The sequence below is a fragment of the Bacillus sp. XF8 genome, assembly GCF_017498755.1.
In the GTDB taxonomy this organism is placed as follows: domain Bacteria; phylum Bacillota; class Bacilli; order Bacillales; family Bacillaceae_G; genus Bacillus_A; species Bacillus_A bingmayongensis.
The window spans coordinates 16,430-40,165 of record NZ_JAGDQK010000046.1 but is presented as its reverse complement, the minus strand read 5'-3'; the positions used below and the strand labels follow the sequence as shown (position 1 = coordinate 40,165).

At 39.8% G+C, this 23,736-nt stretch carries 31 protein-coding genes; 2 read left to right on the top strand and 29 right to left on the bottom strand.

What is annotated here, in order from left to right; all coding sequences use genetic code 11:
* Positions 1-12: 12 nt before the first annotated feature.
* The 15 genes from J4P91_RS24615 to terL form a co-directional block, all read right to left on the bottom strand.
* Complete coding sequence (locus J4P91_RS24615; protein WP_207996176.1) at positions 13-3,456, bottom strand: phage tail tape measure protein; 3,444 nt, start codon at positions 3,454-3,456, stop codon at positions 13-15.
* 14 nt (positions 3,457-3,470) lie between these two features.
* Positions 3,471-3,713, bottom strand: a complete 243-nt coding sequence (locus J4P91_RS24610; protein ID WP_207996167.1) for a hypothetical protein — start codon at positions 3,711-3,713, stop codon at positions 3,471-3,473.
* An 89-nt stretch (positions 3,714-3,802) separates the two neighbouring features.
* Positions 3,803-4,177, bottom strand: a complete 375-nt coding sequence (locus J4P91_RS24605; protein ID WP_207996166.1) for a tail assembly chaperone — start codon at positions 4,175-4,177, stop codon at positions 3,803-3,805.
* Between the two features lie 65 nt (positions 4,178-4,242).
* On the bottom strand, positions 4,243-4,725 hold the full coding sequence (locus J4P91_RS24600) for a phage major tail protein, TP901-1 family (protein ID WP_207996165.1): 483 nt from the start codon (positions 4,723-4,725) through the stop codon (positions 4,243-4,245).
* A 12-nt stretch (positions 4,726-4,737) separates the two neighbouring features.
* Complete coding sequence (locus J4P91_RS24595) at positions 4,738-5,151, bottom strand: hypothetical protein (RefSeq protein ID WP_207996164.1); 414 nt, start codon at positions 5,149-5,151, stop codon at positions 4,738-4,740.
* Positions 5,152-5,153: 2 nt separating this feature from the next.
* A complete protein-coding gene (locus J4P91_RS24590) occupies positions 5,154-5,513 on the bottom strand; it encodes a hypothetical protein (RefSeq protein WP_207996163.1) in 360 nt (119 codons plus the stop codon).
* Positions 5,513-5,887, bottom strand: coding sequence for a hypothetical protein (locus J4P91_RS24585; RefSeq protein WP_207996162.1), 375 nt, complete (start codon positions 5,885-5,887; stop codon positions 5,513-5,515). The genes J4P91_RS24590 and J4P91_RS24585 overlap by 1 nt, the downstream gene beginning before the upstream one ends.
* 3 nt (positions 5,888-5,890) lie before the next feature.
* Positions 5,891-6,697: a hypothetical protein gene (locus J4P91_RS24580; RefSeq protein WP_207996161.1), complete on the bottom strand. Its 807-nt coding sequence runs from the start codon at positions 6,695-6,697 to the stop codon at positions 5,891-5,893.
* Between the two features lie 4 nt (positions 6,698-6,701).
* Positions 6,702-7,043 (bottom strand): hypothetical protein, encoded by a 342-nt coding sequence (locus tag J4P91_RS24575; protein WP_207996160.1) that lies wholly within the window; start codon positions 7,041-7,043, stop codon positions 6,702-6,704.
* A gap of 15 nt (positions 7,044-7,058) precedes the next feature.
* Positions 7,059-7,268, bottom strand: coding sequence for a hypothetical protein (locus J4P91_RS24570; protein ID WP_207996159.1), 210 nt, complete (start codon positions 7,266-7,268; stop codon positions 7,059-7,061).
* On the bottom strand, positions 7,268-7,606 hold the full coding sequence (locus J4P91_RS29125; protein WP_374192064.1) for a head fiber protein: 339 nt from the start codon (positions 7,604-7,606) through the stop codon (positions 7,268-7,270). The genes J4P91_RS24570 and J4P91_RS29125 overlap by 1 nt, the downstream gene beginning before the upstream one ends.
* A 51-nt stretch (positions 7,607-7,657) precedes the next feature.
* Positions 7,658-8,782, bottom strand: a complete 1,125-nt coding sequence (locus tag J4P91_RS24560; protein ID WP_207996158.1) for an SU10 major capsid protein — start codon at positions 8,780-8,782, stop codon at positions 7,658-7,660.
* A 64-nt stretch (positions 8,783-8,846) separates the two neighbouring features.
* On the bottom strand, positions 8,847-9,500 hold the full coding sequence (locus J4P91_RS24555; protein WP_207996157.1) for a phage scaffolding protein: 654 nt from the start codon (positions 9,498-9,500) through the stop codon (positions 8,847-8,849).
* Between the two features lie 80 nt (positions 9,501-9,580).
* Positions 9,581-11,098 (bottom strand): phage portal protein, encoded by a 1,518-nt coding sequence (locus J4P91_RS24550; protein WP_207996156.1) that lies wholly within the window; start codon positions 11,096-11,098, stop codon positions 9,581-9,583.
* Between the two features lie 16 nt (positions 11,099-11,114).
* Positions 11,115-12,977, bottom strand: a complete 1,863-nt coding sequence (terL, locus tag J4P91_RS24545; protein WP_243763991.1) for a phage terminase large subunit — start codon at positions 12,975-12,977, stop codon at positions 11,115-11,117.
* A gap of 40 nt (positions 12,978-13,017) precedes the next feature.
* On the opposite strand from terL, the gene J4P91_RS24540 reads away from it, so the two are divergent.
* Entirely contained in the window at positions 13,018-13,566 is a 549-nt protein-coding gene (locus J4P91_RS24540; RefSeq protein WP_207996155.1) for a tyrosine-type recombinase/integrase, read from the top strand.
* A gap of 451 nt (positions 13,567-14,017) precedes the next feature.
* Here J4P91_RS24540 and J4P91_RS24535 read toward each other — a convergent pair whose 3' ends face one another.
* The 11 genes from J4P91_RS24535 to J4P91_RS24485 form a co-directional block, all read right to left on the bottom strand.
* Positions 14,018-14,422, bottom strand: a complete 405-nt coding sequence (locus tag J4P91_RS24535) for a phBC6A51 family helix-turn-helix protein (RefSeq protein ID WP_207996154.1) — start codon at positions 14,420-14,422, stop codon at positions 14,018-14,020.
* Positions 14,423-14,447: 25 nt separating this feature from the next.
* On the bottom strand, positions 14,448-14,621 hold the full coding sequence (locus tag J4P91_RS24530; RefSeq protein WP_207996153.1) for a hypothetical protein: 174 nt from the start codon (positions 14,619-14,621) through the stop codon (positions 14,448-14,450).
* A gap of 322 nt (positions 14,622-14,943) precedes the next feature.
* Positions 14,944-15,420 carry a winged helix-turn-helix domain-containing protein gene (locus tag J4P91_RS24525; protein WP_207996152.1) on the bottom strand — a complete coding sequence of 159 codons (477 nt, stop codon included), beginning with the start codon at positions 15,418-15,420 and terminating at the stop codon, positions 14,944-14,946.
* Positions 15,421-15,714: 294 nt separating this feature from the next.
* Positions 15,715-15,909, bottom strand: coding sequence for a hypothetical protein (locus tag J4P91_RS24520; RefSeq protein ID WP_207996151.1), 195 nt, complete (start codon positions 15,907-15,909; stop codon positions 15,715-15,717).
* A gap of 114 nt (positions 15,910-16,023) precedes the next feature.
* Entirely contained in the window at positions 16,024-17,409 is a 1,386-nt protein-coding gene (locus tag J4P91_RS24515; RefSeq protein ID WP_207996150.1) for a KAP family P-loop NTPase fold protein, read from the bottom strand.
* Positions 17,410-17,513: 104 nt separating this feature from the next.
* On the bottom strand, positions 17,514-17,774 hold the full coding sequence (locus tag J4P91_RS24510) for a helix-turn-helix domain-containing protein (protein WP_207996149.1): 261 nt from the start codon (positions 17,772-17,774) through the stop codon (positions 17,514-17,516).
* 491 nt (positions 17,775-18,265) lie between these two features.
* Positions 18,266-18,538 (bottom strand): hypothetical protein, encoded by a 273-nt coding sequence (locus J4P91_RS24505; protein WP_207996148.1) that lies wholly within the window; start codon positions 18,536-18,538, stop codon positions 18,266-18,268.
* A gap of 100 nt (positions 18,539-18,638) precedes the next feature.
* Positions 18,639-19,319: a hypothetical protein gene (locus J4P91_RS24500; protein WP_207996147.1), complete on the bottom strand. Its 681-nt coding sequence runs from the start codon at positions 19,317-19,319 to the stop codon at positions 18,639-18,641.
* Positions 19,319-19,723 carry a sigma factor-like helix-turn-helix DNA-binding protein gene (locus tag J4P91_RS24495; RefSeq protein WP_207996146.1) on the bottom strand — a complete coding sequence of 135 codons (405 nt, stop codon included), beginning with the start codon at positions 19,721-19,723 and terminating at the stop codon, positions 19,319-19,321. Before J4P91_RS24495 ends, J4P91_RS24500 begins: the two co-directional genes overlap by 1 nt.
* 4 nt (positions 19,724-19,727) lie before the next feature.
* Positions 19,728-21,377 (bottom strand): DNA (cytosine-5-)-methyltransferase, encoded by a 1,650-nt coding sequence (gene dcm / locus J4P91_RS24490; RefSeq protein WP_207996145.1) that lies wholly within the window; start codon positions 21,375-21,377, stop codon positions 19,728-19,730.
* A 26-nt stretch (positions 21,378-21,403) separates the two neighbouring features.
* Complete coding sequence (locus tag J4P91_RS24485) at positions 21,404-21,637, bottom strand: glutaredoxin family protein (protein ID WP_207996144.1); 234 nt, start codon at positions 21,635-21,637, stop codon at positions 21,404-21,406.
* 87 nt (positions 21,638-21,724) lie between these two features.
* Between J4P91_RS24485 and J4P91_RS24480 the strand changes: the two genes are divergently transcribed.
* Positions 21,725-22,303 (top strand): hypothetical protein, encoded by a 579-nt coding sequence (locus J4P91_RS24480; protein ID WP_207996143.1) that lies wholly within the window; start codon positions 21,725-21,727, stop codon positions 22,301-22,303.
* A gap of 28 nt (positions 22,304-22,331) precedes the next feature.
* Here J4P91_RS24480 and J4P91_RS29120 read toward each other — a convergent pair whose 3' ends face one another.
* From J4P91_RS29120 to J4P91_RS24465, 3 genes are all read right to left on the bottom strand, one after another.
* Complete coding sequence (locus J4P91_RS29120; protein ID WP_243763990.1) at positions 22,332-22,718, bottom strand: hypothetical protein; 387 nt, start codon at positions 22,716-22,718, stop codon at positions 22,332-22,334.
* Positions 22,719-22,959: 241 nt separating this feature from the next.
* A complete protein-coding gene (locus J4P91_RS24470) occupies positions 22,960-23,565 on the bottom strand; it encodes a hypothetical protein (RefSeq protein WP_207996141.1) in 606 nt (201 codons plus the stop codon).
* A 13-nt stretch (positions 23,566-23,578) separates the two neighbouring features.
* Positions 23,579-23,731, bottom strand: a complete 153-nt coding sequence (locus tag J4P91_RS24465; protein WP_207996140.1) for a hypothetical protein — start codon at positions 23,729-23,731, stop codon at positions 23,579-23,581.
* Positions 23,732-23,736: the final 5 nt, after the last annotated feature.

The window sequence follows — 23,736 nt, the reverse complement described above, 5'->3', positions numbered from 1 at the left end:
TCTACCACCCTCCTAAAACGCCTCTCTACGCCTTTTTGTAAATTCTTGTTCGCCAGTAATATCGTCCACAAATCTCGAGAATTCTTGCTTACCAAATTGGACGTTAATATACGCTGGTTGCTTATCTCTCGACGGCTGATTAACCGCTGTATCCTTCGCTATCATACTTGGCGTAGATTTAGCCGATTGATACGCACCTAATCCGCTTACTCCTCTCGGTATTGACGCACCTGTGTCCACCGCTAACATTTCCGGTTTCATCCAGTCCGCCATTTGTGCTGACGTTCTCTGAACCGATCCTTTCATAGAATCAATACCAATCATCCACCCTTTAATCATATTGACCCCAATCATATCTCGCATCCAGCGTGAAGGCGAATGTATATCAAGAATTCCCGATATCTTATCCTTAATACCGTTTCCGAGTTCCGTCATCTTACTCCATACCGAACTGAACATCGAACCTATACCGTTTATCAATCCTTTAATAATATCTGCACCGATATCAAATAAATCCACTTCTCCAAGCGTATCTAAGATCTTTACGCCTAGTTCTAACGCGGCGCTTCCTAGCTGTCCTAAAAGCGACAGGATACCTTTAATAAGCGCTTCAATTAACTTTACCCCAGCTTCTAATAACTTCGGTAGATTCTTTATTAATTCGCCAACTAGAGTTACGACTAATTTAACTGCCGCCACTACTAATTGTGGAAGTATCTTAAAAATACCTGCGATTAGCGCCATTAAAATTTTCACGCCTGCCTCGATAATTTTCGGTAAATTTGCAATCAATGTTTCTACGATTTTAGCGATTAACGTTAACGCTGCGTTAATTAATTGAGGTAGTATCTTAACAATCCCGTCAATCAACGACATCAGAATCTTAACACCTGCGTCTATAATTTTCGGTAGATTTTTTAGAATCGTATCAGCTATTTTGGTAATTAAAGTAACCGCTAAATCAATCAACTGAGGTAACATTTTTACGATCCCATCAACAAGCGTCGTCAGAATCTTAACCCCAGCCTGAACAATCGCTGGCAAATTCGCTGTAATCGTATCTACTAACTTAGTGATAACTGTAACGGCTGCTAATACAATCATAGGGAGCGCTTGAGTTATACCGGTGATTAACGAGATTAATAAATTAATACCCATTTCGATTAGTTGCGGTAAAAACGACATCAATCCGTTAACAAGCGTTTCTATTATCGTTACAGCAATCGGAATTAGCTGCGGTATCATTTGCATGATTCCTTGAATTAACGTAAGAATTAACTGTAGTCCCGTTTCTATAATCGTAGGTAACACTTGCGTAATTCCAGTAATTAACGCCTGGATAATTTGCATACCTGATTCGATAATTAGCGGTAGGTTTTCAGCGATTGATTGCATGATCGTATTAATCACGCCGACCATTGCTTCAAGTATCGAAGGTGCCGCTTGGACTAATCCGTTAACGAGAGACATAATAATCTGCGAACCAACTTCGATTAGTTGCGGTAAAGTCGTAGTTATAAATTCCGCTATGGAATTAAAAATATTTGTAATCGCCTCTACGATAATTCCTTTATTAGCGTTAAGGTGTTCGGCTATCGCCGGTAGATAACGAGATACCGAGATGATTACACCGGGGATTCCTCCAATAATAGCTGCTGCAATGGATGGCCCGATTGTTTTAAAAATCTCACCTAGTTGACTAAAATCTCCAGAAAAAGCCGCCATAATAGCCGATTTCAAACGGTTGAAACCTGCGACCACTGCGTCAATAGCCGGACCTGCGAAATTCATAAATGCGGCTGATACTTCAGTGACTTTCGATTTAATAGAATCCCATGCACTGTTGACTCCGTTACGGAATGCTTCGTTACGTTGGTAAAGTTGAGTTAACGCTACACCCATCGCGGTCAATGCCATGATAACAATGCCGATAGGTCCGGTTAAGAATGCGAAAGCGGCTCGGAGAGCAACCATTGCTGCACTCGCTATTTTTGCGACCATTGCACTTCTTCCTAGCCAACTGATAAGCTTGCCGAGAGGGATAAGCGCGGTGCCGATTGCGCTAGCCATAATACCGACTACGGTTCCGATGACTAAAAACGCAGTCGTAGCTGCAACCGTAGTTGCTATTACGGTTTGAACAGGTTTTGATAATCCCGTAAACGCATTTGCTAATTTTTCAATGCCTCCAGCAACCGCAGTAATAGCCGGTGCTAATGCGTCAGTAAACGCACGCGCCGCTACGTCTGTTGCGGACTCCATTTTCGACATTGCACCTGCCCAACCTTCTAGCATTGAGTCCGCTGCCTTTTTCGACGCCCCATCGGATTTAACCAGAGATTCTGTAAGTTTATCGATTTTTTCAGGACCCGCTGCCACAAGCGCCATCATACCGGAAACTGCTTCTGTACCAAAGATTGCCGCTAATGCCGCACCTTTTTGAGCGTTAGTCATACCTTCCATTCCTGTTTTTAATTCACCGATAATTTTACTTAACGGTTTCATGTTACCTTCCTGGTCTGTGATCGTAACGCCTAATGCCTCTAATTGTTCTCTCGCTTGCTTAGGGGGTTTGACTAAACGAAGCATGGACGCCCTTAAAGCCGTACCCGCCGTTTCTCCTTTGATACCTGCGTTAGACATGATACCAACAGAGGCTGCGAGTTCCTCCATCGAAATACCTAATTGCGCTGCCGGACCAGCCGCGTACTTAAAGGCGTATTGCATATCGCCTACACCTGCTGCCGTTGCGTTTGCTGCTTGAGCAAGTACATCGGCAACATGTCCGCTATCTTTCGCTTCCATACTAAACGCATTTAGTGCGGATGTAATAGTATCGGCTACCATTCCGAGGTCTTCACCGGATGCTGCTGCCGCTGATAAGATGCCAGGTAATGCATCAGTTGCTTGTGCCGCTTCGAACCCTTTTGCTCCTAGCTCGGCATAGGCTGCGGCTACTTCACCCGTTGAATAGACAGACGTTTTAGCCATCTCTAAAATATCGGATTTTACTTTGTTATATGCCCCACCCGTAAGTACTGCTGCTTTACGAGTTTGTGATTCGAATTCACGCGAGTCTTGAATCATTCTTCCAAGTGCTAGTCCGGAAGCGGCTGCGGCTGGCGCGAATGCGTTCTGCATTGTTTGACCGGTTTGTTGTACCCGTCCTCCAAGCTGTTGCATACTTTGCCCTACGCCTTGAAAAGTAGAATGCCAAGAGTTCATATTCGGCGGTGGAGGTGGCGTTACGTTTTGAAGCTGGTTATTTAATTGTTGTACTTGCCGCCCAGCGCTTTGGACTGCGGAATTCCAACCACTCATGTTAGGCGTCGGTATATTTATCGGTTGACTTACTGCTTGTTGAAAATTTCGCCAAAGTTGCGTCGCTTGTGTCAAGTTACTTCGTAACGACGTTATATCCGCCAATAGTTGTACTTCTACTCTATTTTGACTAATTTTAATTCACCGCCTTATCCGTTCTGACTTCGTAATGCTCGTTCGATATCATCGAATAGTGACTCATTGGCATGAATCTTTTTCGTAAGAACCTCACGCTCTTTTTCCCTCGCTTCAATCATTCGAGCATTTTCAGGACGCTTGAATATATCGCTTAATGATTTGACCTTGTCGCTTTGGGCATTTCGGTTGAATAACGCTTGAACACTAGCAATCTCGTAAGCATCTAAAAGACGTTCACGGTAGCCGGTAAGCATAATGTGGTACTCTTTAATGCTTAACCGTTTAGACTCAAGCGTCGACATGCCGAAATACCGAAAGCAATCCGACTGTAAGTCATCAACGTTTATTCGTACAGACTCTCGAACGCTTTCTTCTGATCCTCGCCCATGCTCGCTAGTAACTTGTTCACTGTTTTCTTGAAGAAAAAACTGTTAAGAACGACCGCCTTATTTACCTTTAAGATGTCATCGAAAGATAACTCTTCGGATAGTAATTGACGTTCAATTTCTACCTCTACGTCTTTACGTGTAATGCCTTCGCCTGTATGAATCAATGCGTAGTAAATAACATCTACGAAATCTTCAAGACCACCTTGCATTGCCTTTTGCACAAATTCAAACGGGCCGCCATTGCTATCAATTAACTTGATTGCCTCAAACCCATATTTCAACTCATACTCTTTTCCCTTTACTTCAAAGCGTGTAAATGATTTAGCCATGTATGAAAACCTCCGTTATTTTTAATTTCGAAAACAAAAAAGACGAGCGATTAAGCCCGTCCTATTTATGCGCTTGGTGAAGTGATTTCTCCGTCAGGTGCTCCAGGTGGAATAGTCGAAATCGTACCGACTGTTAAATTACCGTTTAATTTTGCTTCAATTGAGTATTTAGAGAACTCTTCGTTCTCATGTGATAATTCAACTGTATTTAACATGTAAGTACCACTTTTCGTCTTAAACGATGTCGTCGTAGCACTGCGTAACGAAACTTCGTGAATTTTAACGAGTTTCTTTTTCGTAATAGCTTCCTCAACGTAATCTAACGCCTCGTCACCTTCTGTACTAACACCCTCGATAGATACCGATTGTGTCACATCTCCGTAATCACTACCGGACTTGTCCTTTGTTTTCAATTCGATTTCGCCCGCTTCAATAGAACGTGACCCCGAAGTTTGGTTAAATAAACGAAGTGTCTTACTGTTTCCGTCTTCTTGTGGAATGTCAATTAAATATAACGTTTCTTTACCTTTAAACTCTGGTGCTGCCATTCGAATTCCTCCTTAATTTCTTATGGTTACTGTGATAAAACTGCGGTGTTTCGCCATTACTTGTTCACCGCTTTCTTGCGGAATTGGTTCAAACGAAGAAACCTCCGCATATAAAAAACCGACTAGCATAGGCGTTTTCGAACTTGTGTCGTACAAGTCGATAGGTCGCCTCTCTAGTCGGTCGATGATTCTATCTTGTATTTCATTTCGATTAGATACTGTATTGGAATAAACTCCAATTTGTATTAGGTGATTTCGTGCGTAATTTTCTTTCGAGTATCTGTCGATAGTTCCCGTTAGTGACTCAATCGTTAGAAACGGTTTTGCTTTCCCGGTTAAAGTAACACCGTCATACATCCAAGTAGTAGGTGCGAACTCTTCTAACGCTTTTTTCAACGAATACATAACGTCATTTACTGTAGCCATCGTTATAAACCTCTCGCTGTTCGTTGTACTGTTTTTTCCAGGTCAGATACTAACGGTTGCTCGCCTTCGAACATTGTCTTACGTATGAAGCCTTTTTTCGTTTTATGCGTGTATTCTTGAACGGCCGCGTATTCGACATCTGAACCGTATAACCATCCGGTTTTATCTCCGTTAAAAGGTTTTACACTCGGCGGAATACTTCCTGATAAAAGCCCTGTGTCTAACGGCGCTCGATTTGAAGCTGTATTCGCTTGTAATCTCGCATGTTTTTCCACAGTATTCGCAACCGGTGTTTTATATCGATCAGGATTGGTCATGCGATAGATATCTTCCATACCTTTAATTCTCGCACTGACTCTCATTAAACCACCCTCTTTACGACTACTTCTCGACGGTTGATTCCGCCCAACCCTCGTTCGTCAATCAACATAATTACGTATTTAATGCCTTTTCTTTCGAGGTATTCGACGTTATTTAAATCGGTATCAAGTCGGAAAGTAACGAGTGCTTCACCTTCTTTTACGTCAGTACCTGCGAATTTTACGTTATCTTCAAGCGTGAATTTCTTCCAAACGACTTGTGCCGCTTCTTGCATATCCTCACCGTGAATTTCTTCGCCTGTAATCGGATCTTTTTCCGTGGTACCTTTTCGCCATAAGACAATAGACTCACGTCGATTCTGCTCAATCAATTCACGATTGGCTCTAATTTGTTCGATGTCTTTTTCAGTTAGCACCCGTTATTCCTCCTCTCCGATAATGTAATTTAAACGAGATGAACATTGTGGATGTGGATTAATCAATTGGGCTAGTAAACTTTCAGGTATCTTTTTCGGATATCTACCTGGACCCAATCCGTAATCATCACGCCTAGCTAACTTGTAACACATATGCTTCGAGTGATAACGATGTCGGTGTCCATTTTCGATTATCTTGTAACCTGTAACAATATCACTTTCATTACCGTTATAAATCGTAGCTGCTCGGTTAGTATTATTGCTCTCTGTGATTGCTACACGTTCGATTTTCCATTTCTCGTTGTCGTGTACTTCTCGTATTTTTTGAGAGATTGAACTAACACTTTCGCCTTTAAGTACAGCCGGTCGGATTACCTTCGTTAACTCCGCTCGCATATCACCTGCTAGATTCCATACTCGGTCAGACAGTATTAAGCCGTCTTCTCCTTTTCGCTTAAGCATGTATTTGACAATGTGCTGATTTACGGAATTCAAAGACGTTACTCCAAGACCAGTCTCTGCAAGTTTAGAAGTCGTCCACTTCGCCGTATCATCTATCATTTTTTCGAATGACACTCCTGCTTTCTTGCGAAACTCCTTTTCGTAATAGTCTAAATCTCGTAATAAAGCATTTATTCTACCTCGTTTAATTACGCCGTCTTTTTGGTAGTCGTTAATTAAGTCCAATAAAAAAAGACGGATCAGCATAATAGCGCCTACCGTCTCTTCTACTTGTTTTTCATTTTCTTTTTCGTATTGCTTCGATATTTCATCGAGCGCTTCGTCAAATTCTCGCTGTAACTCGCTCACAAAACTACCTCCAATCCGCCCTCTTTGCAAATGTTTGACTAGCACCTTTGCCCCGTCTGTATTTTCGATATTGTTTACGTGCGTCTGCGGCTAGTCTTTGGTAGTTCGCAAAAACCATAGATTTGTCGACAGCCTCTTCTCCGTCGGTATACTTAAAAAATCGAGCCGAGTCCGCTGCAATAGCTTCATAAGCGAATGTGAGCGCAAGATAAAATACCGCATTTGCGTTATCTTCTTCCGTAAATTCTGATTCAACTAAAGCTTCGGCTAGCCAAGCGTCAATGTCAGTCGACGTAACGCCTGGAACTTTTGATAAACGAGACTGCAATCGTTCTGACACCGTCATTTGGCGTCACCTCCACTATTCTGATTTTTTATTTGTTGTTTTACCACGTGGTTTTGATTTCGGCTTTTCATCCGGCACATCTACTCTTTCAATAAAAGGAGATTTTTCGCCTAGATATTCGATTTCTGCTTCATCATATGTTACGTAAAACCCTTGTGAGTCGAACTGAATATGAAATTTTGGACGAATTACTTCATAGTTTGGTAACGTTTTGTATTTAGCCATTAACTCATCACCCCTGAAGCTTTAAGTTTCGCAAGTAGCGCATTAAAGTCTGTCACAAGACCAGCTACATCGGTTGCGGTACTATTCGCTTGCGAGGTTGCTTTGCTTGCGGTTAACTTTGCGTCAAGTGTAGTCTGTAGACTCGTTATATTGGCAATTGTATGGGTATGAGTTGAAGGTGGAAATGTACTTGGCTTACCATTGATATCTGCCCATGTAATTGTGACTGCTCCACCCGAAGATTCTTGTAGAGCTTTTATGATGTCGCCCAATTTAACATCACTTGCAATTGGCATCGATAAGTTTAAACGCTTTGCCTCGTTTTCAGAAATAGTCATTCTCATACTCCTTTCTATTGAGTAAAAAGGCGACTCTTTAGCCGCCAGTAATTATGAAACTGTTTTAGAAATTCCGCTTAATACAGCGATTGATTCTTTCGCATTCTTGATTTCGAAACCAAGTTCGCCTCGAATTACACGAGAGAAGTAGTCGCCGCCAGGCAATGTTGCGTCTTGGTCGTAGATTGGAGTTAAGTAACGGACTTTAATGTTGTTAGTATCAAGTAACAACGCACGGTCTTTTGGCATGTTTTGGTCAACAACTACACTAGAGATTGCTCCACCAGGTAAATCGGATACAAATGATAAGATTTGGTAACCGGCTGCTGTATCTTGGCGTGTTGTGCGAATAGTATCGCCACCTAATTTCGTAATTTGTCGTGCAACGTTCGGAGCACATAAGATTGTATTTGCTGAACCCCCTCGAACAAATACTTGCTCAACTGCATCATTTAACGATTTAGCATCGATTTCCTTACCGCCAAATTGTTGAACATGCGAGCCTTGTTCGCTAGCAAATGCAAATAAACCGCCTGTAGAACGTGGTTGTTGTCCTGACCCAATATACTTACGGCCATAGATTAGTGAGTTGTTAGCTTCACGAATAAGTTCTTGTAAACGTAAATTGACTTGGTAATCTAGTTCATCCTCGACTCCGTAAGTATTGACTTGTTGTTGTGTACGAGAAACAGACGCATATCGAGAAAAGATTTGCGAGAAGTTGAACGATACTAAACGATCATTGATTTCATTTTTACGGAAAGTATCTTCACCCTCAGGTCGTGGTCTAGCAATTACCTTCAGTTCTCCCTCGGCTTCAATTGCTTCTGGAGTAGTCGCGTCATAACCACGTTGAACTGTAATTTTGTCCGTTAACTCATCTACCGCTACAACACGTAATACTTCAAGACCATTTTGCACGAGTGCATTCTCGGCAAATTTCTTTGCTTCACCTGAACCTAACTCTAATACAGTCACATCCGCTGCCGCGGCTGTCTTAACGATACCTGTGTCACTGTTTAAGTAATCGTTTTGCCATTCGAATTTTGTTTGCGTAAGTGCGTCTCCTGTACCAATAAGACCGAATAATACCGGTGCTTTTGTAAGAATTAAATCTACATTCGCCTGCATTTGACGAACCTGTTGTTGGAAATCATAAGTATTTGCTACTGCCATATTTAATAGCCTCCTAATTGTTTTTTAATATAAAAAAGCCGCTGACTCTATGCCAACGACTGATCTACTTCTTCGATTTTAATTCGAGTATTTTGTTATATAATTGCGTGACTTTACCAGCAAGTTTAGGATTAACTAACGCTTCAGTCTTCGTTTCAGCTAATTCTTTCTCTAACGCTGTTAACTCGTTAGCTTTAGGATTAGTTTTTGGATTAGAACCGCCTGCTGCGTCTACTCCGATAACTTGTTTAAACATCCACGGCTTACTTTCTTTTAACGCTTCAACTGCTGACTCTACACCTTGTACGTTACCTTCTTCATCGATTTTAATTTCCGATGTATCTAGCAAAGCCAATACATCGTTTGGATCGTTTGCATTCAAAGAACGTGCAACACTCTTAATTTCCGTATTCAAGATTCGAGCGTTTGCTTTTTCTTGTGCTTTCTGAGCTAGTTCCGAAGCCTCAATCGCTTTTTTAGCCGCTTCATCTTTTTCGGCCTGCAAACGTTCTACCTCATTCATTTCCTGTTTCTTACGTTCTTCTTCTGCTTGCTCAAACGCAACTAACTTCGCTTTAATGTCGTCATAGTCTTCGTATTTTTTGCGCTCACGCTCAAGTCGTTTTGCAACTACCTCGTCAACCTGTTCTTGCGTAAGAGTTTTTGTTTCTTGCTTTGTATCTGTTACGACAACATCCTCTTTTACTACTTCACTCATGCTACTACCTCCAACCGTTTTAAGCCCGTCGGCTATATACTAATTAATCCGAAAGTTTAACGCCATTTCGTAAGGCATATTTACGTTTCTTTATAAGGGTCTTGTGTTTGTTTTTTGAGTTGACGTTCTTGGATAATCTCCATGAACTTCTGCTCAGCGTTTTCTTTACCGCTTCGCGTAATAGCGCCTTTAATAGATTCAATTTCGTTAGATATTTCTTCACCTAACTGCTCAATTAAAGCTTTTTGGTCTTGCGGTAACGGTAGACCGAAAATAATCTCACTTGAGTAGTAGTTATCTACCTTTGCAAGCATTTCCTTATCATATTTAAAGCGTGGGTGTTCTTGTCTTGCTTTCATATATCGAAGGATATACTCATTTAAAGTTTGCAAACGTGACTGCCATATTACCCAAGAGCGTTGGGTCTTCGATATAATCGCACTAAACATAAGCTGAACTGCCATGTCGTTTATACCGCCGGTGTTCATGTCGGCTGTATTTACTATTGGTACCTCCGATTTTTCGTGTAGTCGTTTTTGTAATCGGTCAAGATACGCTTCAATTGTTTCCTTGAATTTAAACCCGCTCTCTAGCTTACTTGCACTAGGTACTCCGCTTTCTTTATCTCCATCACCGAGATTCCATTTCGCACCGGGTGCGACTTGTAACGGGTTTTTAGGGTCCTCGTCGACATTAACGAGTAAGTTAATCGCGAACATTTCAAAACGAATGGCATCTGAGTAATCCGACATCTTTCGGTCGATTTCATCCGATAGTTCAATAGTTTTTTCCAATTCACTATAACCTGTAGTTCGACCACTGAGTTTTTCGGTAGGTACGTGAACGACAGGGATAAAATCAAGCCCCATAGATGACCGCTCTACCCTTGACTCCTGCATACTTAAATCCCCATCATAAACAGCTTCTTCAATTTCGCAATCATATTTCCCAACCTCTTCATGCCAAACTAAGTAATACGAAAGTTTCCACATGCGTGTCTGTTCATCGTCAAGCCATGCGATAAAATGTACTGCATCTAATTGATCTTTGTCCCATTCGTTGTGTACCGCAATCACTTCCGTAGATGGGTGCCAAATGATTTTCAATTCACCACGTCGATTATCGTAATGAATACGCGCATATACGCCTGTTCTCGAAATCGACCGGTCTTTCGCTGCTGCTAGTAACTTTTCATGCATTCGATTATCGTCCCATACCCATGTTAATAATCGCTCTTTTGCTTTCGCTCGGCTATTTTCCGTTTGTTGTTCCTCGCTTGGCGAATATCCTGGTTGAATCATTAACGCTGGGTCATCGATAATATCTGGTGGAACTGTTACTTTCGGCTCTTTTTCAAACTGCCATGCCGCAATCGTATCGACTATTTTACGGGGGTAGTTAAGTTCTAATTTCGTAGGTTCATAATCGAGTTGTGATGGCTTCGTATAATCAGACCAAACGTTTAAGTCTCCATCATAGCGTCTATATAGCTTGATTTCATCAAGGATTCTTTGCCATTCACTGTCTCCTAATGCTGTACGTATAGGGACTACATATTCGACTGGATTCATTAGATTTCTATCAGGGAAAATCCGCATATATTGCCTCCTTTCTTTAGTATCGATAGTTACCTGCATTTCCTGCTTTTCTTTTACGTCCTTTATCTGTAACTGAAACAGCCATTTCTAAACTATCAGGTAAATCGTCGTGCATATTCGTTCCATAATACTGAAACTGCTCTAAAAGTAACGAGTGCATTCTATTGAACTGAATTTCTCCGTTCTCTATCCGAGGTAACAACGCTTCTAAACGCAACTCTTTTCGAGAACGTTGCTTAATTTTAACCAATCGAGTTGTTGCGGGATAACCTCTTTCAATTAATCGTTTCGAAACCATATCCGCAAAGAATTCTTGTGCCGCTTGTGCTTCGACGGCAATTACATCCGGTCTAAAGTGTAGAACCTTATCGACGATTACCTTCATAAACTTGTCGGGATGTAATCGTTCACCGTACGAATCGATAACGTAGATTGTATCCGTTTCTCTATGTTTTGCTACGACCGAAATTGCTGAGTAGTCACCGCGCTCTTTCCCCATCGCTAAGTCAACTCCGATAGAAAGGAAGTATTCTTCGCTAGGAAACTTACGGTTTATTTGCTTATCATTCCAGTAGGTGAAATTATCGGGATTGAATACCATCACTTCTTCATCGATAGGGTTATTTTGTAGCTCGGTGTTAAACGCTTTGCTACCGTTATCCCATTTGAATTTCATTAGTTTAAATACCGGCTGCACTTCTTCCCAAAGTACTTCAGCGCCTTCGACCATTTCGTCATGATGGGCTGTAAAGAACAATTCAGCGTCTCTTGCTCTCGCTTTGTTCTCACGGTCCTTATAAATGCTTTCACATTCTGCCCATAAATCTTGTCTAGTAGGTGGAGTAATTAACGCTCTGTACTTACGAGATTCAAAATCCGAACGTCGCTCCATAATATCGATTAATAAGGATTGCGGATGTACTGTTGTACCCATAAATACGATTGCCGTCCGTTTTCCCTCTGGATCCCCCAACGGAATTACTACCTGAGCGAACCAATCTTTTAGTTCTTGGCGCAATTGAGCCGTGTTAGTGTTCCGTTTATCTTCCAAGTCATCACATACGATTAAATCCGGACGCTTACCGTTCCAGTTTCGACCACGTAACGCTTGTCCAGTAGAAGCCGCTTGTACTAACGTTAACATCTTTTTATCGTCTTTCCCTTTCGGCTCCCAAGCAATGAACTCAGAGGTATTATCACGTGGGTTCATTTGTTGCTTCGTATGTAACAATGGTCCGAAATCTCGTCGTAACTTATCATTAGATTGTAACTGAAGCTTGATCCACTCTAAGTTAGCGCTAGAAACGCTAGGAGTTTCCGAGATTAAGATGATGTAAAAACGTTTACGATAACAAATCTCATGAATCGGAAAGGCTTTCGATAAATATGACGACTTAGCATGCGAACGAGGTGCTGCTACGGCTACTCGCTTGTTTATTTCGTCGTTGGATACTACGTTCATGATGTCGCATATCTCTTCGTGGAAATGTGGTGCGTATTCCGTGATGTTATCTAAATTAAACCCATCCGGTAATTGAAATTCAGGTATCCAGTTACCGGTGTTGTCTTTATTTCGGTTCTCTCCGAAGTAGTTATAAGCGAAGAAAAGTAAATCCGTCTCTCCTCGGTTTATATCTTGGAGACGGTTAAACTCGTTGATATACGTTTTAAGTTCGAGTTTTTCATCGTCAGTAAGTTTGTGTCTGTTACGAACCCTAGGAACGATATATTTCCGTAGTTGATTGACTTTTTCTATGCGTTCTTTTCTTTCGAACCATTCTCCGTTAATCCAAGCGATATTTACCGTCTCCTTTCGTAATTTATATTTGACTATGGAAAAAATAACCGTTATACTGAATCTACCGAACGAATGTAACAAAACGAGATAATGTTACATTAAATAACTGGAGGTAATACATATGGCTGGTTTAGTACAACCGATTCGCAAGAAGCGAGATATCGATAAAATGAAAAAGGCGCTAGCCGGAAAGCCACGCGATCTATTGTTATTCACTATCGGAATTAACTCAGCGTTACGTATATCCGATATACTTAAGTTAAAAGTAAAGGACGTTCGTAACAGCGAATCGGTTACTCTAAAAGAGACTAAGACCGGCAAATCAAAGCAATTTCGCTTAAATGACTCTATCAAAAAAGCCGTCCGGGATTTCGTACCCAAGACGGCTAATGATGACGATTGGTTATTTCCTTCTCGAAAAGGTGATAAAGCAATTTCTCGCGTTCAAGCTTATCGAGTGTTAAACGATGCTGTCGAAAGAGCTGGCGTTACAGTCGAAATGGGTACGCACACTCTTCGAAAGACTTTCGCTTATCACGCTTATAAGAAAGGCGTTGATCTATCGTTGCTACAGTCGATACTAAATCACTCTAGCCAACGTGAGACATTACGTTATATTGGTATCGTTCAAGATAATATCGATGATGTATATATCGAAGTAAACCTGTAAGGACTGCGTCTTGACGACGTGGTCTTTTTCGTTTTACACTAGCGTAAAGACTAACGTGAAACCAAAAGTTATTTTTGATACGCGGATTTTTCCCGCACCTGGCAAAACTTTTTTATTTTTTACAGCCCCCGGGCTTTTTTATTCCGTATATTATATGCATTTAATTGTATATCTAATGTAACAGAATCGCATTTTGTTACATTTAAAAAGGAGCCGAAACGTTATTATATCAACGTTTATAGGTTTCTTTTTATTTATTATCGATTAATTAGTTTTATGCATGCGTTATATCAACGTTTGTAGCGTCCAACACATCGATATACATTGCATAAGAACATGTATAAACAGTACGAAAAGTTTCGAGGGTGCGTCCATCTAGAGCGAGCGACTGATAACACGGGAACAAACGGGAAGTAATCGAATCGAGTTTCTTCCTATTATATAGTACGAATTATTCCGCCTTCCCATCGTCATCTATCCTCGCTTCAAACGATGCAATCTCGTTATCTAATTCTTCGTAGTTAATATCGCCTGTCTTAGCCTTCGTTTCTACCTCTACCTTATCGGTAAGCATACCGTTAATCTGTAACGCTAACTTCGCCATAGCCGCATTGCCATCGCGTATAGCAATCTCAGATAAAGAGGCGATTAATTCCGGTAGTTGGTCCTGGCTATTCCGTATCATTTCCTTCTTAAGTTCACGTTCGAATAACGGGTCCTTACGCCATTCTAATAAATAACGTCTAGTAATACCGCACTCATTAGCTATCTCTTCGAAAGTCTTACCGCCTTTATTCGGTAATGCTAACCATTTAATAGCGGTTAAGTGTTCCGTGTTTAATCGTTTAAGCGCCATTTGTTACGTCCTCCTTTCCGTTTATTTAACCTTCGCCTTTATATATCGTTCTGCAATTATCGTTAGTACAAATAATCTCATAGGAACCGTATGATACACCGCTTGCTATTACGTCCTTACCTCCGCATATGTTACAGATTAAAGTAAATTTACGTTCTAACTCCGCTTGCTTTATACGTTCTTCTTCTTCGTAAGTCATTAACGTAATACACCTCCGTACTATAATAATCCGTCCCACCAATACAGTTATGGTTTATCTTTATTACTATTTAGCGGAGTATCTTTTATATAAGTACTTTATCGACTATATAAGATAGTAATTCTTTTCGATAGAAAAGGATTACCGGTAAGTATGAACGTTAGTGAATACTTACTGAATATCTTTTACTCTTTTAATCTCTTAATAGTAAATCTTTATAGTAAGTCTATATAGTAAATATATATACGGAGTAAAAAGTACACACTCAATGGGTAAAAATTACTCATTCAACGTGTAATAATTACTCATTGGATTAATCGTATTACAAATACGCTATGATATCGTCACTATTATCTTGACTATCTTCGTATCTAACCTTTCTTTCATAACGCTCTTTAACGTCTTTCCCCGTTGTCACTTCCGCCTTCTGTCGTTTCTCCCACGCTTGTGGAAACCTCGAATAGAATTCACGTTCATCCTCTATCGGTTTAAGTAACGTATAGGTATCGTTAGTGCTACCGCCACGTTTACTTACTTCGATAAGTTCAGCGTCCTCTAAAACGTTTATATGTTTACCTACTGTCTTTCTCGACATATTCAACGCTAATCCAATCTGATCATGCGTAGGAAATGCGTAACCATATTGTGGATTGTACATAGCGATAATATAACCGTACACTAGAACGACGTTACCATTAAACCCAGGTAAATACGTGTAGTGACGCATTACAGCCGTAGGTATAGCTGTGAATCCTTTCGATAAATCAAACGGTAGTGCACGTTGCTTTTCGTTTTCCATATTCAATTCCTCCATATACAATATATTCGATATAACCTTGCGCAAAAAAAGCTACTTAGGCTTATTCGCTGCCCAAGTAGCTAGTGCTTCGTCTAATTCTGGCGAACTCTTATACTGCCAGAACTTACGTAATGTATTTTCGTTTAGTGCCATGCAGATATAACGTATACCTCGCTCTCGCAAGAATACGTGTAGCGCTGGCGAATAACAGTAGAAGTACTCTTTGTTTTCCATATATAAAACCTCCGATAAATTAAAGTAAAATAAAAAGCGGTCGTAATGACCGCCGTAAGTTTAGTTGAAATATTCGCTTGTTTTAACGACGCGACTCGTAAGTCCGCCAGATAAAGTATCTTCAAATTCGTAATTGTAATCGTCTGCCTCTTCGTATGTTGCAAACGTTAATACTTCAGCGCTACCTTCTACGCAAAGTAAATACGTTTTACCTTCCGAATTATCCTTAATTTCAATCGCATAGTTATCTACCATATTATCGTCTCCTCTTCGATTATAATACGTAAAGTGGGATACTTAGCGTTTCCCTATTACGTATAGATAACTAAAGGAAGAAAAATTAGTATAGATTTATAAAACTAATATAATTTACTGCCCTTTAAAGTCAGGAAATTGATTTAAATACTCAATGGCTACCCTCATTACATAATCACAGTCTATCTCTTCAAACGTATCATTTTCCAATTCGTATTTAAACGATGGGGTTAAATACTGAATATGCATACCAACTTCTTGTATGAATTGTGGTCTATCATCATCTTTACGTTTACTCTTCATTAAAAAATGTAATTCTGTATAATCAGGACATGTATAATGAGAAATAAAAATTAAAAATGATATGTATACAAACTGTTCAATTTCTTTTTCTTTTTCAAATATGTGATTATAGTATCTATCCCATTTTTCAATAAGTATTTCTGCAAACCTTAGAAATGCCCTAGGATTATGTAGGTTAAGCTCCCTCGCCAAAACTCTCGATACAGTATAATATGATTCTCCAATATCACCTTTATCTGTATCATTTCTATAAACATAATTTTCCGATAATGCAGAATCATAGAAACTAGCAACCTCATTTGGTGCATAAATGAAGTAAAAATCTTCTAAATAGAAATATGCTAATAGAGCCTCTCGTAATGCTTTATGTGATTTTTTATGTGAAACAAGATGTTTCATAATAAAATTTTCAGAAAGCGTTTTAATTTGATATTTTGTATTAATAAGATATTTTCTTTGAAAAATCTTTTGTAAGTAATATGGAGGCTTACTTACTCCCTTTTTTATTAAAGCGTCAAATACGACCTCTTCATCCATAGCGACTATGAAAAATAATCCAGGTAAATCGAGGTTAGATTTAATCATTTGAAAGACTGTAACAACTTCATCAGGAAATAATCTATCTAACTCATCAATCATTATTACTATTTTTTGTCCGTCTTCTCTAAGAGTTTGATCTAATATATTATTCAAATCCTGTTTTCTCTTTGATAAAGGTTTCTCATCAAAGAATGCATCACTAACTACTTGTGTGACATCTCCTGCGATTGTGCCTGCTGTGGCAGCCGCTGCTGGCACAATACCGTACATATACGCTCCGGCAAATGTAATAGCTTTTGTTGCTGAAGGTATTATCTTTTGCGCATATTTGAAGAATGTATTTTTCGCATTTTGAAAATCCCCTTCTCCCATTGCATAATATATTTCTTCAAACAAACTTTTTATCAACTCTTCTTTTTCAGTAATCATCCAAGGATTAAATCGTACGACTTTACATTTTCCTTTATCCAATTTGGATTCTATAAAATTTAACATTGTAGATTTACCTGCTCCCCACGAACCATTAATAGAGAGGGCATACGGTAGTTTTGGTGAAAAATCATTAATAAATGTAGCAATTTCCAATGCTTTTTCTTTAAATCCAAGTTTATCTTTTTCTATATCTTCTAAAGGTAAATATTGTAACTCTTCTATCATTTGTTTTCCTCCCTCAATCGATGAACCACTTCACATACCTCATTTTATAATACAATTAATGGATTATTTTAACAATAAAAATAAACCGCCGTTTCCGGCGGCCTCTACTCGTCTTCCTTCGCTGCATTATACGGCTGGTACTTCTCTCGTAAAGCCTCTAATTCCTTACGTTTCTCCTCGACATCTGCCCGTAAAAACAAGCTAACTTTATCGAGTTTCTTCACTGGTGTGATTTTCCCCTGCTTAATTAACTGACTCATACGTGCACGTGTAATACTTAATATTTCGATAGCTTCAGGAGCCGTAAGGACTTCATTACGTACGAAGTCCTCGACTTCCTGGCGTGAATTTAAACTGTACTTCACTTGCGTATACCTCCCACTAAATCCTTAGCGACGACTAAGATCGTAACAATCTGCATTGCCACCGCTATTACATCGGTAAATGTATTCTGCCACATTTGACGGATTCCGATAACGGCGAAGCACGCTAATATTAACGAAAAGATGAACGTTTTGTTATTCTTTTTCATTTTGTAACTAGACGTGTTATAATTTTATTGAGAAGCGAGCGACCAACTCGCTTCCCTTGTGTGAGTTCTTCAGTTATCTTACTCGTCGTCTTTTTTCGAAGCTTGAGCGGCAATCCAAGCGATTGAAACGATGAAGTAGATAATTTGAAGAACTTTTATCATATCGTCTAGCATTTCCTCACCTCCTTATACTTATATTATACCAAACCTATTAACATATGTAAATGGATATAACAAAATAAATTGGCTTATTTTACAAAAAAAGCACCTAAAATGGGCGCCTTTTTTTGGAGATGTGTTATTCTCTATCAACAATAGTTTTTCTTAAAAACCAAAGTATCTAAATGATTCTACCTTTACATAAATAACTTCATTAACTTTTACAGCTTGATTACCGACTAGAAGAAATTCATTTTCATTGTCTTGGTTTTCTATGAATTCTATTAATTCCGTTTGTATTTGCTCTTCTTTATCTTTCTCTGCCAAATCAATACGACCTTTTAATTCAACATCCCTCTTTGTATTTATGTAAATATAATATTGCATCTCTGGGCTTTCCACTTGTTTAAGTGAAAGTACATCTGTTAATTTTTTCATTTTTCCATTTCCCCTTCGTTTTTAAAGTTCGAATTTTCAGCATCTTGATGTTACTATACAATTCTAACATATTGATAAATCATAAAAAAGACCGCTATCTCTAGCGGTCTCCTCCGTAAATATTTCCCATAATCGTATTAAACATGAAGTAATGTTGCGCTTGTTCCTTAGTCAGCAACTCATCGTACTTCCCTTCGTTATATAACATCCGTCCGCCATCGTCATCTAACACTTTCACGTTCTTCTCTCGTTCTAATAATGGAAGCCAATCAACATATTTACGTAATATTTTTACAGGCTGCATCCTCGTAAACTCTCGATATTCCCTCCGTCTCTCCTCGTTCCTAGACTTCGCTTCCCTATCGATTTTCCACGTCTCTTTTCTCGTACGTTTCCTCCGCACTGGAGGCTTGTAATTTCGTCTATCCACGCCATATTCCTCCGCTACTTTCATCGGTACCTCTTTACCATGTCGACGCGGTTCCTGATCACTGCTCATAATCGGATATTCCTCTAACGTCATCTTATCCGGACGAGGGTCCGATAGTTCTTCGTGTAAGAGTAAATCCGTCAATCTTTCAAGTTGTTTCGGTTCAGGTCGTTCTCCCACCACTTCCACATAAGCGTCTGTGAGCGATTTAATTTCCTTCGTACGTACATCTCTATTACTAATCGCCTCAGAATCGCTTTCTCGGTGAGCGGTAATTAGCGTATTTACGTACGTTTCGAACTGCGTTTTGTAATCTCCGTTTGTATCGAAAATATATTTCGCCTGCTCCATTAAGCGACCGCCTCTCTTTCGACCTTTACTACCGTCAATTTATAACCTTCATCTTCCCACGCCCATCGTTCAAACACTGCCGCTATCTTCTGCGTTAACAACCGCTTATACAAATTAACTGTTGGTGCCGTTATCCCAAGCGAGATTGCCACGTCTCGCTGTTTCATATCTTCGAAATATACTAACCGCAAGACTTGACGCTGCCTATCCGTCAAGTCCGCTTGTGAGATTGCCGTCTCTAAGTCGATTAATATAATACTTGCGTCATAATCACCGTTGTACCTACGTTCTCTCATATAGGGTAAGTGTCGTAATAATAAATCGACTGACCTCGGATTATCTAACGCATAAGTATGTTCTAGCATTCTTTCGTTAATAGTAAGGTCACGTTTAACGCTTCCCATATACTCACGCTCCTTTTACATAACGACTGCCTATCTCGTTATGCGCTAAGTATTTCAATAAGCGACTGCCAATCGCTTCAATTACGTTTACCGTGACCGCATTACCGGCTAACTTATAAAGTTGTGAGTTCGATATTCCAGCGCCAACTAACTTATCAAACTCGGAATCTGCAAAGCCCTGTAGTCTAAAACATTCTTTCGGAGTGAGTTTGCGTATTCTGTACGATGGTGGTTCGACTACTCTAGGTTCGTTTCCATGCATTTCTCTTCGTAGTGTAGGCGATATATCCAACGGTTTTAATTTTTTACTTGTACGTCCTTGGTCATCTATTAAGAATCGCTGGTCTTCTACTAACGTCGCTTGATTGCACGATGTCTCTAGCGTTTGAGCGACACCTTTTCCGATTCTTCCTCTACGGGTTTTACTATTTGGAAATTGAACGTTAATTGAATCGCCGACTTCTGCAATTGCGTAACCTTGCTTCGTTGCCTCACGGATTGCCACTCCATGTCTATCTTGTGCGGTTAATGTAAACGATGGTTCGTCGTTCTCTTTGAATCTACGTCCGTTTTGTCGTTTTTCTATACGATCGGGCGTAAGGACTGGGCGGACTTCCTCGATTATTCCTGTCATATCTTGATTGCCAAACCCTTTATAATCCCTCGCCATTAAGCAGTGCGAAATATCCGATTTCCTACCAATATTATTACGATTCATCTGTACCGCTATTTTCGGTTCTTGATGTCCACCGTCTATTTTATAAAGCGATGTTTGTCCTCCTAATCCTCCGACTGATTGGGACGTTAAAGTTGTTGCGATTCCATCTGAGTCGTATACGCGATTGCCTTGTTTAAAATTACGAGATAAGTTTTTTCCATCGTCTAACCACTTGCTTCCGCTATCAATTCCACCAACAAACTTAACATCATTTTCTTTGTCTTCTAATTGCGCAATCAACTTCGCCGTCTTCTCTTCACTAAGATAATAACGCTCGTCCACTTCGTCTTCTAGAATATCTCGTAATCTAGTCGTCACTGTATCTTGCACAGGCCAATCGAAGTTGAACGTTTTGACACCTTCGTATGCACTGATACGTTTTTTACCTTTAGCAATTACGTTGTTCCCTTCGATTTTCCACTCTTCTGTTTCTCCGTTCAGAATACCGATGATAAAAATCCGTTCACGGTTCTGTGGGACACCGAAGTATTTCGAATTCAGTACGTTGAAGTCAACCGTGTAATCAATGTCATTTAATGCTTTGATAATCGTATCTAACGTCTTTCCTTTATCGTGTGAAATAAGACCTTTTACGTTCTCTAGTAGTAATAGTTTCGGTCGTTTCTCCTTTGCAATGCGTGCAACTTCGAAGAATAACGTTCCTCGCGTATCATCGAATCCTAATCGTTTACCTGCTACGGAGAACGCTTGACAAGGGAACCCACCAACTAAAACGTCATGATCCGGGACATCTCCCGCAGCGACCTTCGTCACATCTCCGACTGTTTTATGTCCGTAAAGCACCTCGTAAGCTTGATTTGCGAATTTATCAATCTCGGAGGACATTACGCATTTCCCTCCGAGTTTATTCATCGCCTGTTCGAATCCGCCTACACCAGAGAATAATGATACGTATTTAAATGTGTTATTCGTCATATAATCGCTCCTTATATTCGATATAATTAAAGACCTAATTCATTGGCGAATTCGCCCATATCAAATCCGACTAATTCCTTACCGCTAGGAAATACGGTTACAGGTGCGCTCATATAACCTTTGTCCGCCATCCAGGCTGCATGCGATGGGTCTTCGTCGATATTACGAGTTTCATAGGTTACTCCAGCAGCGTTTAAGCTCCACTTTACTTGCTCGCAATTGGGGCATGCGTTTTTTGTGTAAATGATTACGTTATTCATAGTGATTCCTCCATTTTCTTGGCTATCTATTTACAGACAAATACAGTAATTTTTGGTATTATTTCTTAGAAGGAGCGTGGTTAAATAATGAATTTTAATTTTGAAGACTATATAAAAATGCTTGCAACCGTTGCACCTGCATTAGCTACGTTCTTTATAGGTAGATCGACTATAAAGAACAACCAAACCTTAGACATTCAAAACAAACGCCTTTATAAAGCTTATCTTCCTTTATTCAGAGCTATAGAACCAAATCTCTACAGAGAAATGAGTGAAGAAAAATATAATGAAGCGCTATACAAAATGCTTAAAATAATAGATAAACATTACGAGTTAATAGATCCGTATGTCGTATACCATACTCGTAAAATAAAACAAGAATTAGATAACGGTCAGTTTAAATATGAGTCATTTGAAACTCTTTGTATCGAAATTGATAATGAGTTTGAAAGAATACGAAAAGAACTTAAATTACCGACCCGCTCTCTAATATTTAAAGCACAGTGGGGACATGTAAAAACTTCTACACGTCATACACTTAGCGAGATTTTCAGAGTAATTTTATACGGATGTGCTCTTATATTTATCGCGCTTATTGCATACGCTCTGAAAGAATTGTTCTTATCGATGCTTACTATTTTTTCTTCTCTTGTCTCATCCTTTTAGATGAGACTTTATTTTTTAATACCCTGATTTATAAAATAGCTTTCAAATCACTAAAAGCATCCGCTACAATCTCCCTACTACTAACCGCTTGCACTCCAATATCTCGCATAATCACATCGAACTGATTGTACATATCGCCGACAGTACCAACGTTATTAACCTCGTAATCTACCTCGAAAGTATCGATATGACTTTCCGTTTCATGCGATAAATCAGACTCGGTAAATACATCGCCCGCGCTGTGCGCCCTACCGATACGCAAGTCATCCAATGCGTTTACTCGGATAATTGTAAAACCTTCGTCCTTAAGGAGTCGATACTCATTCGGTTGTCTCACTCCGTTTACTAATACTTTCGGCTTGTGATTCACTTTATTTAGCGAATCCTCGAAACAATATTCGTGCACCTTCGCCATTGTTAACCTTACCCAAATGTCCGGATCAATCTCACGTAACCACTGACCGAATTTTTGATAGTAGGCGCGTGGTTTCGGGTCGCGTGGGATATGTGGAAACAGTCGATGGAACTCGTCCTTTAACACCGCTGAGAAGTCGAATTCTTTGAAGCCATATAACATCCAAGCGTAATGGGATAACTCCGTCTTACCACTTCGGGCTTTACCCGTAATAGCGATTTTCTTAGCGTTACATAACAAATTACTCACGCCCTTTCGTAAAGGATTCAACGATTGCTTTAGCAGATTCGATATCTAAGACGTTAATGTTTATCGTAATGTTTTGCGGTGATTTTACTGCTAACTCGTCTATCTTCTCGTCAAGGAATACGATATCTTCACGCACTAACTCTAACTGTTCGTCTAGAGCGTTCACACCTCCGATTGCTTTCGATGCGGTACTTCGTGCGGATTCTGCCGTTTGTGAGAACGTTAGGATATTACGGTGGTTTTCTTCAGTTCGTTCTTCTAGGCGTGTTAGTTTCGTTTTAAAATCGTCAAACACATCGTAAGGTACACAAGGCATAGGAGTCGGAGTTTCACTTTCGATAGGTTCGACGATTATGAATTCCTCCCAAAGAACATAAGCATCGTCATCTTCATCATCTAAAATATCAATACATCCGTCGCTATATACACGTACTACTTCGTACCTTCCTCCTTCCTCGTAACCGAGACTACCTTTATCTTTAGCAACGATTAACACCGTATCCCCAACCGCTGGCTCTTTTGATAACTCACGGTACCTCTTTCCGCCAACCGCGTAGATATATCCATCTTTACTTTCGAATTTAGTTACGTCTGCCATAATAACGCCCTCCTTAATTGATTAGGTATAAAACGATAAACAATAACGTTGGAAACTGGATTGCTAACGAAAATATTCTTGCGTCACTCTCCATATCATTTGAACCGAGCGTTACTAACGCAATGAATACGTTAATCACTAAACTGACCCACGCTAATATCGTCATCTATT

Coding starts and splice junctions, on each gene's coding strand:
- J4P91_RS24525 (WP_207996152.1), bottom strand. CDS start 15,420: ATGGAAAACGAAAAGCAACGTGCACTACCGTTTGATTTATCGAAAGGA.
- J4P91_RS24570 (WP_207996159.1), bottom strand. CDS start 7,268: ATGGCTAAATACAAAACGTTACCAAACTATGAAGTAATTCGTCCAAAA.
- J4P91_RS24535 (WP_207996154.1), bottom strand. CDS start 14,422: ATGGCGCTTAAACGATTAAACACGGAACACTTAACCGCTATTAAATGG.
- J4P91_RS24600 (WP_207996165.1), bottom strand. CDS start 4,725: ATGGCAGCACCAGAGTTTAAAGGTAAAGAAACGTTATATTTAATTGAC.
- J4P91_RS24590 (WP_207996163.1), bottom strand. CDS start 5,513: ATGAGAGTCAGTGCGAGAATTAAAGGTATGGAAGATATCTATCGCATG.
- J4P91_RS24550 (WP_207996156.1), bottom strand. CDS start 11,098: ATGCGGATTTTCCCTGATAGAAATCTAATGAATCCAGTCGAATATGTA.
- J4P91_RS24605 (WP_207996166.1), bottom strand. CDS start 4,177: ATGGCTAAATCATTTACACGCTTTGAAGTAAAGGGAAAAGAGTATGAG.
- J4P91_RS24465 (WP_207996140.1), bottom strand. CDS start 23,731: ATGACGATATTAGCGTGGGTCAGTTTAGTGATTAACGTATTCATTGCG.
- J4P91_RS24610 (WP_207996167.1), bottom strand. CDS start 3,713: ATGCTTACCGGCTACCGTGAACGTCTTTTAGATGCTTACGAGATTGCT.
- J4P91_RS24470 (WP_207996141.1), bottom strand. CDS start 23,565: ATGGCAGACGTAACTAAATTCGAAAGTAAAGATGGATATATCTACGCG.
- J4P91_RS24515 (WP_207996150.1), bottom strand. CDS start 17,409: ATGATAGAAGAGTTACAATATTTACCTTTAGAAGATATAGAAAAAGAT.
- J4P91_RS29125 (WP_374192064.1), bottom strand. CDS start 7,606: ATGACTATTTCTGAAAACGAGGCAAAGCGTTTAAACTTATCGATGCCA.
- J4P91_RS24560 (WP_207996158.1), bottom strand. CDS start 8,782: ATGGCAGTAGCAAATACTTATGATTTCCAACAACAGGTTCGTCAAATG.
- J4P91_RS24485 (WP_207996144.1), bottom strand. CDS start 21,637: ATGAATAACGTAATCATTTACACAAAAAACGCATGCCCCAATTGCGAG.
- dcm (WP_207996145.1), bottom strand. CDS start 21,377: ATGACGAATAACACATTTAAATACGTATCATTATTCTCTGGTGTAGGC.
- J4P91_RS24505 (WP_207996148.1), bottom strand. CDS start 18,538: ATGAAAAAATTAACAGATGTACTTTCACTTAAACAAGTGGAAAGCCCA.
- J4P91_RS24555 (WP_207996157.1), bottom strand. CDS start 9,500: ATGAGTGAAGTAGTAAAAGAGGATGTTGTCGTAACAGATACAAAGCAA.
- J4P91_RS24575 (WP_207996160.1), bottom strand. CDS start 7,043: ATGACGGTGTCAGAACGATTGCAGTCTCGTTTATCAAAAGTTCCAGGC.
- J4P91_RS24500 (WP_207996147.1), bottom strand. CDS start 19,319: ATGGAGCAGGCGAAATATATTTTCGATACAAACGGAGATTACAAAACG.
- J4P91_RS24495 (WP_207996146.1), bottom strand. CDS start 19,723: ATGGGAAGCGTTAAACGTGACCTTACTATTAACGAAAGAATGCTAGAA.
- J4P91_RS24595 (WP_207996164.1), bottom strand. CDS start 5,151: ATGGCTACAGTAAATGACGTTATGTATTCGTTGAAAAAAGCGTTAGAA.
- J4P91_RS24530 (WP_207996153.1), bottom strand. CDS start 14,621: ATGACTTACGAAGAAGAAGAACGTATAAAGCAAGCGGAGTTAGAACGT.
- J4P91_RS24520 (WP_207996151.1), bottom strand. CDS start 15,909: ATGGTAGATAACTATGCGATTGAAATTAAGGATAATTCGGAAGGTAAA.
- J4P91_RS24540 (WP_207996155.1), top strand. CDS start 13,018: ATGGCTGGTTTAGTACAACCGATTCGCAAGAAGCGAGATATCGATAAA.
- J4P91_RS24480 (WP_207996143.1), top strand. CDS start 21,725: ATGAATTTTAATTTTGAAGACTATATAAAAATGCTTGCAACCGTTGCA.
- J4P91_RS29120 (WP_243763990.1), bottom strand. CDS start 22,718: ATGGCGAAGGTGCACGAATATTGTTTCGAGGATTCGCTAAATAAAGTG.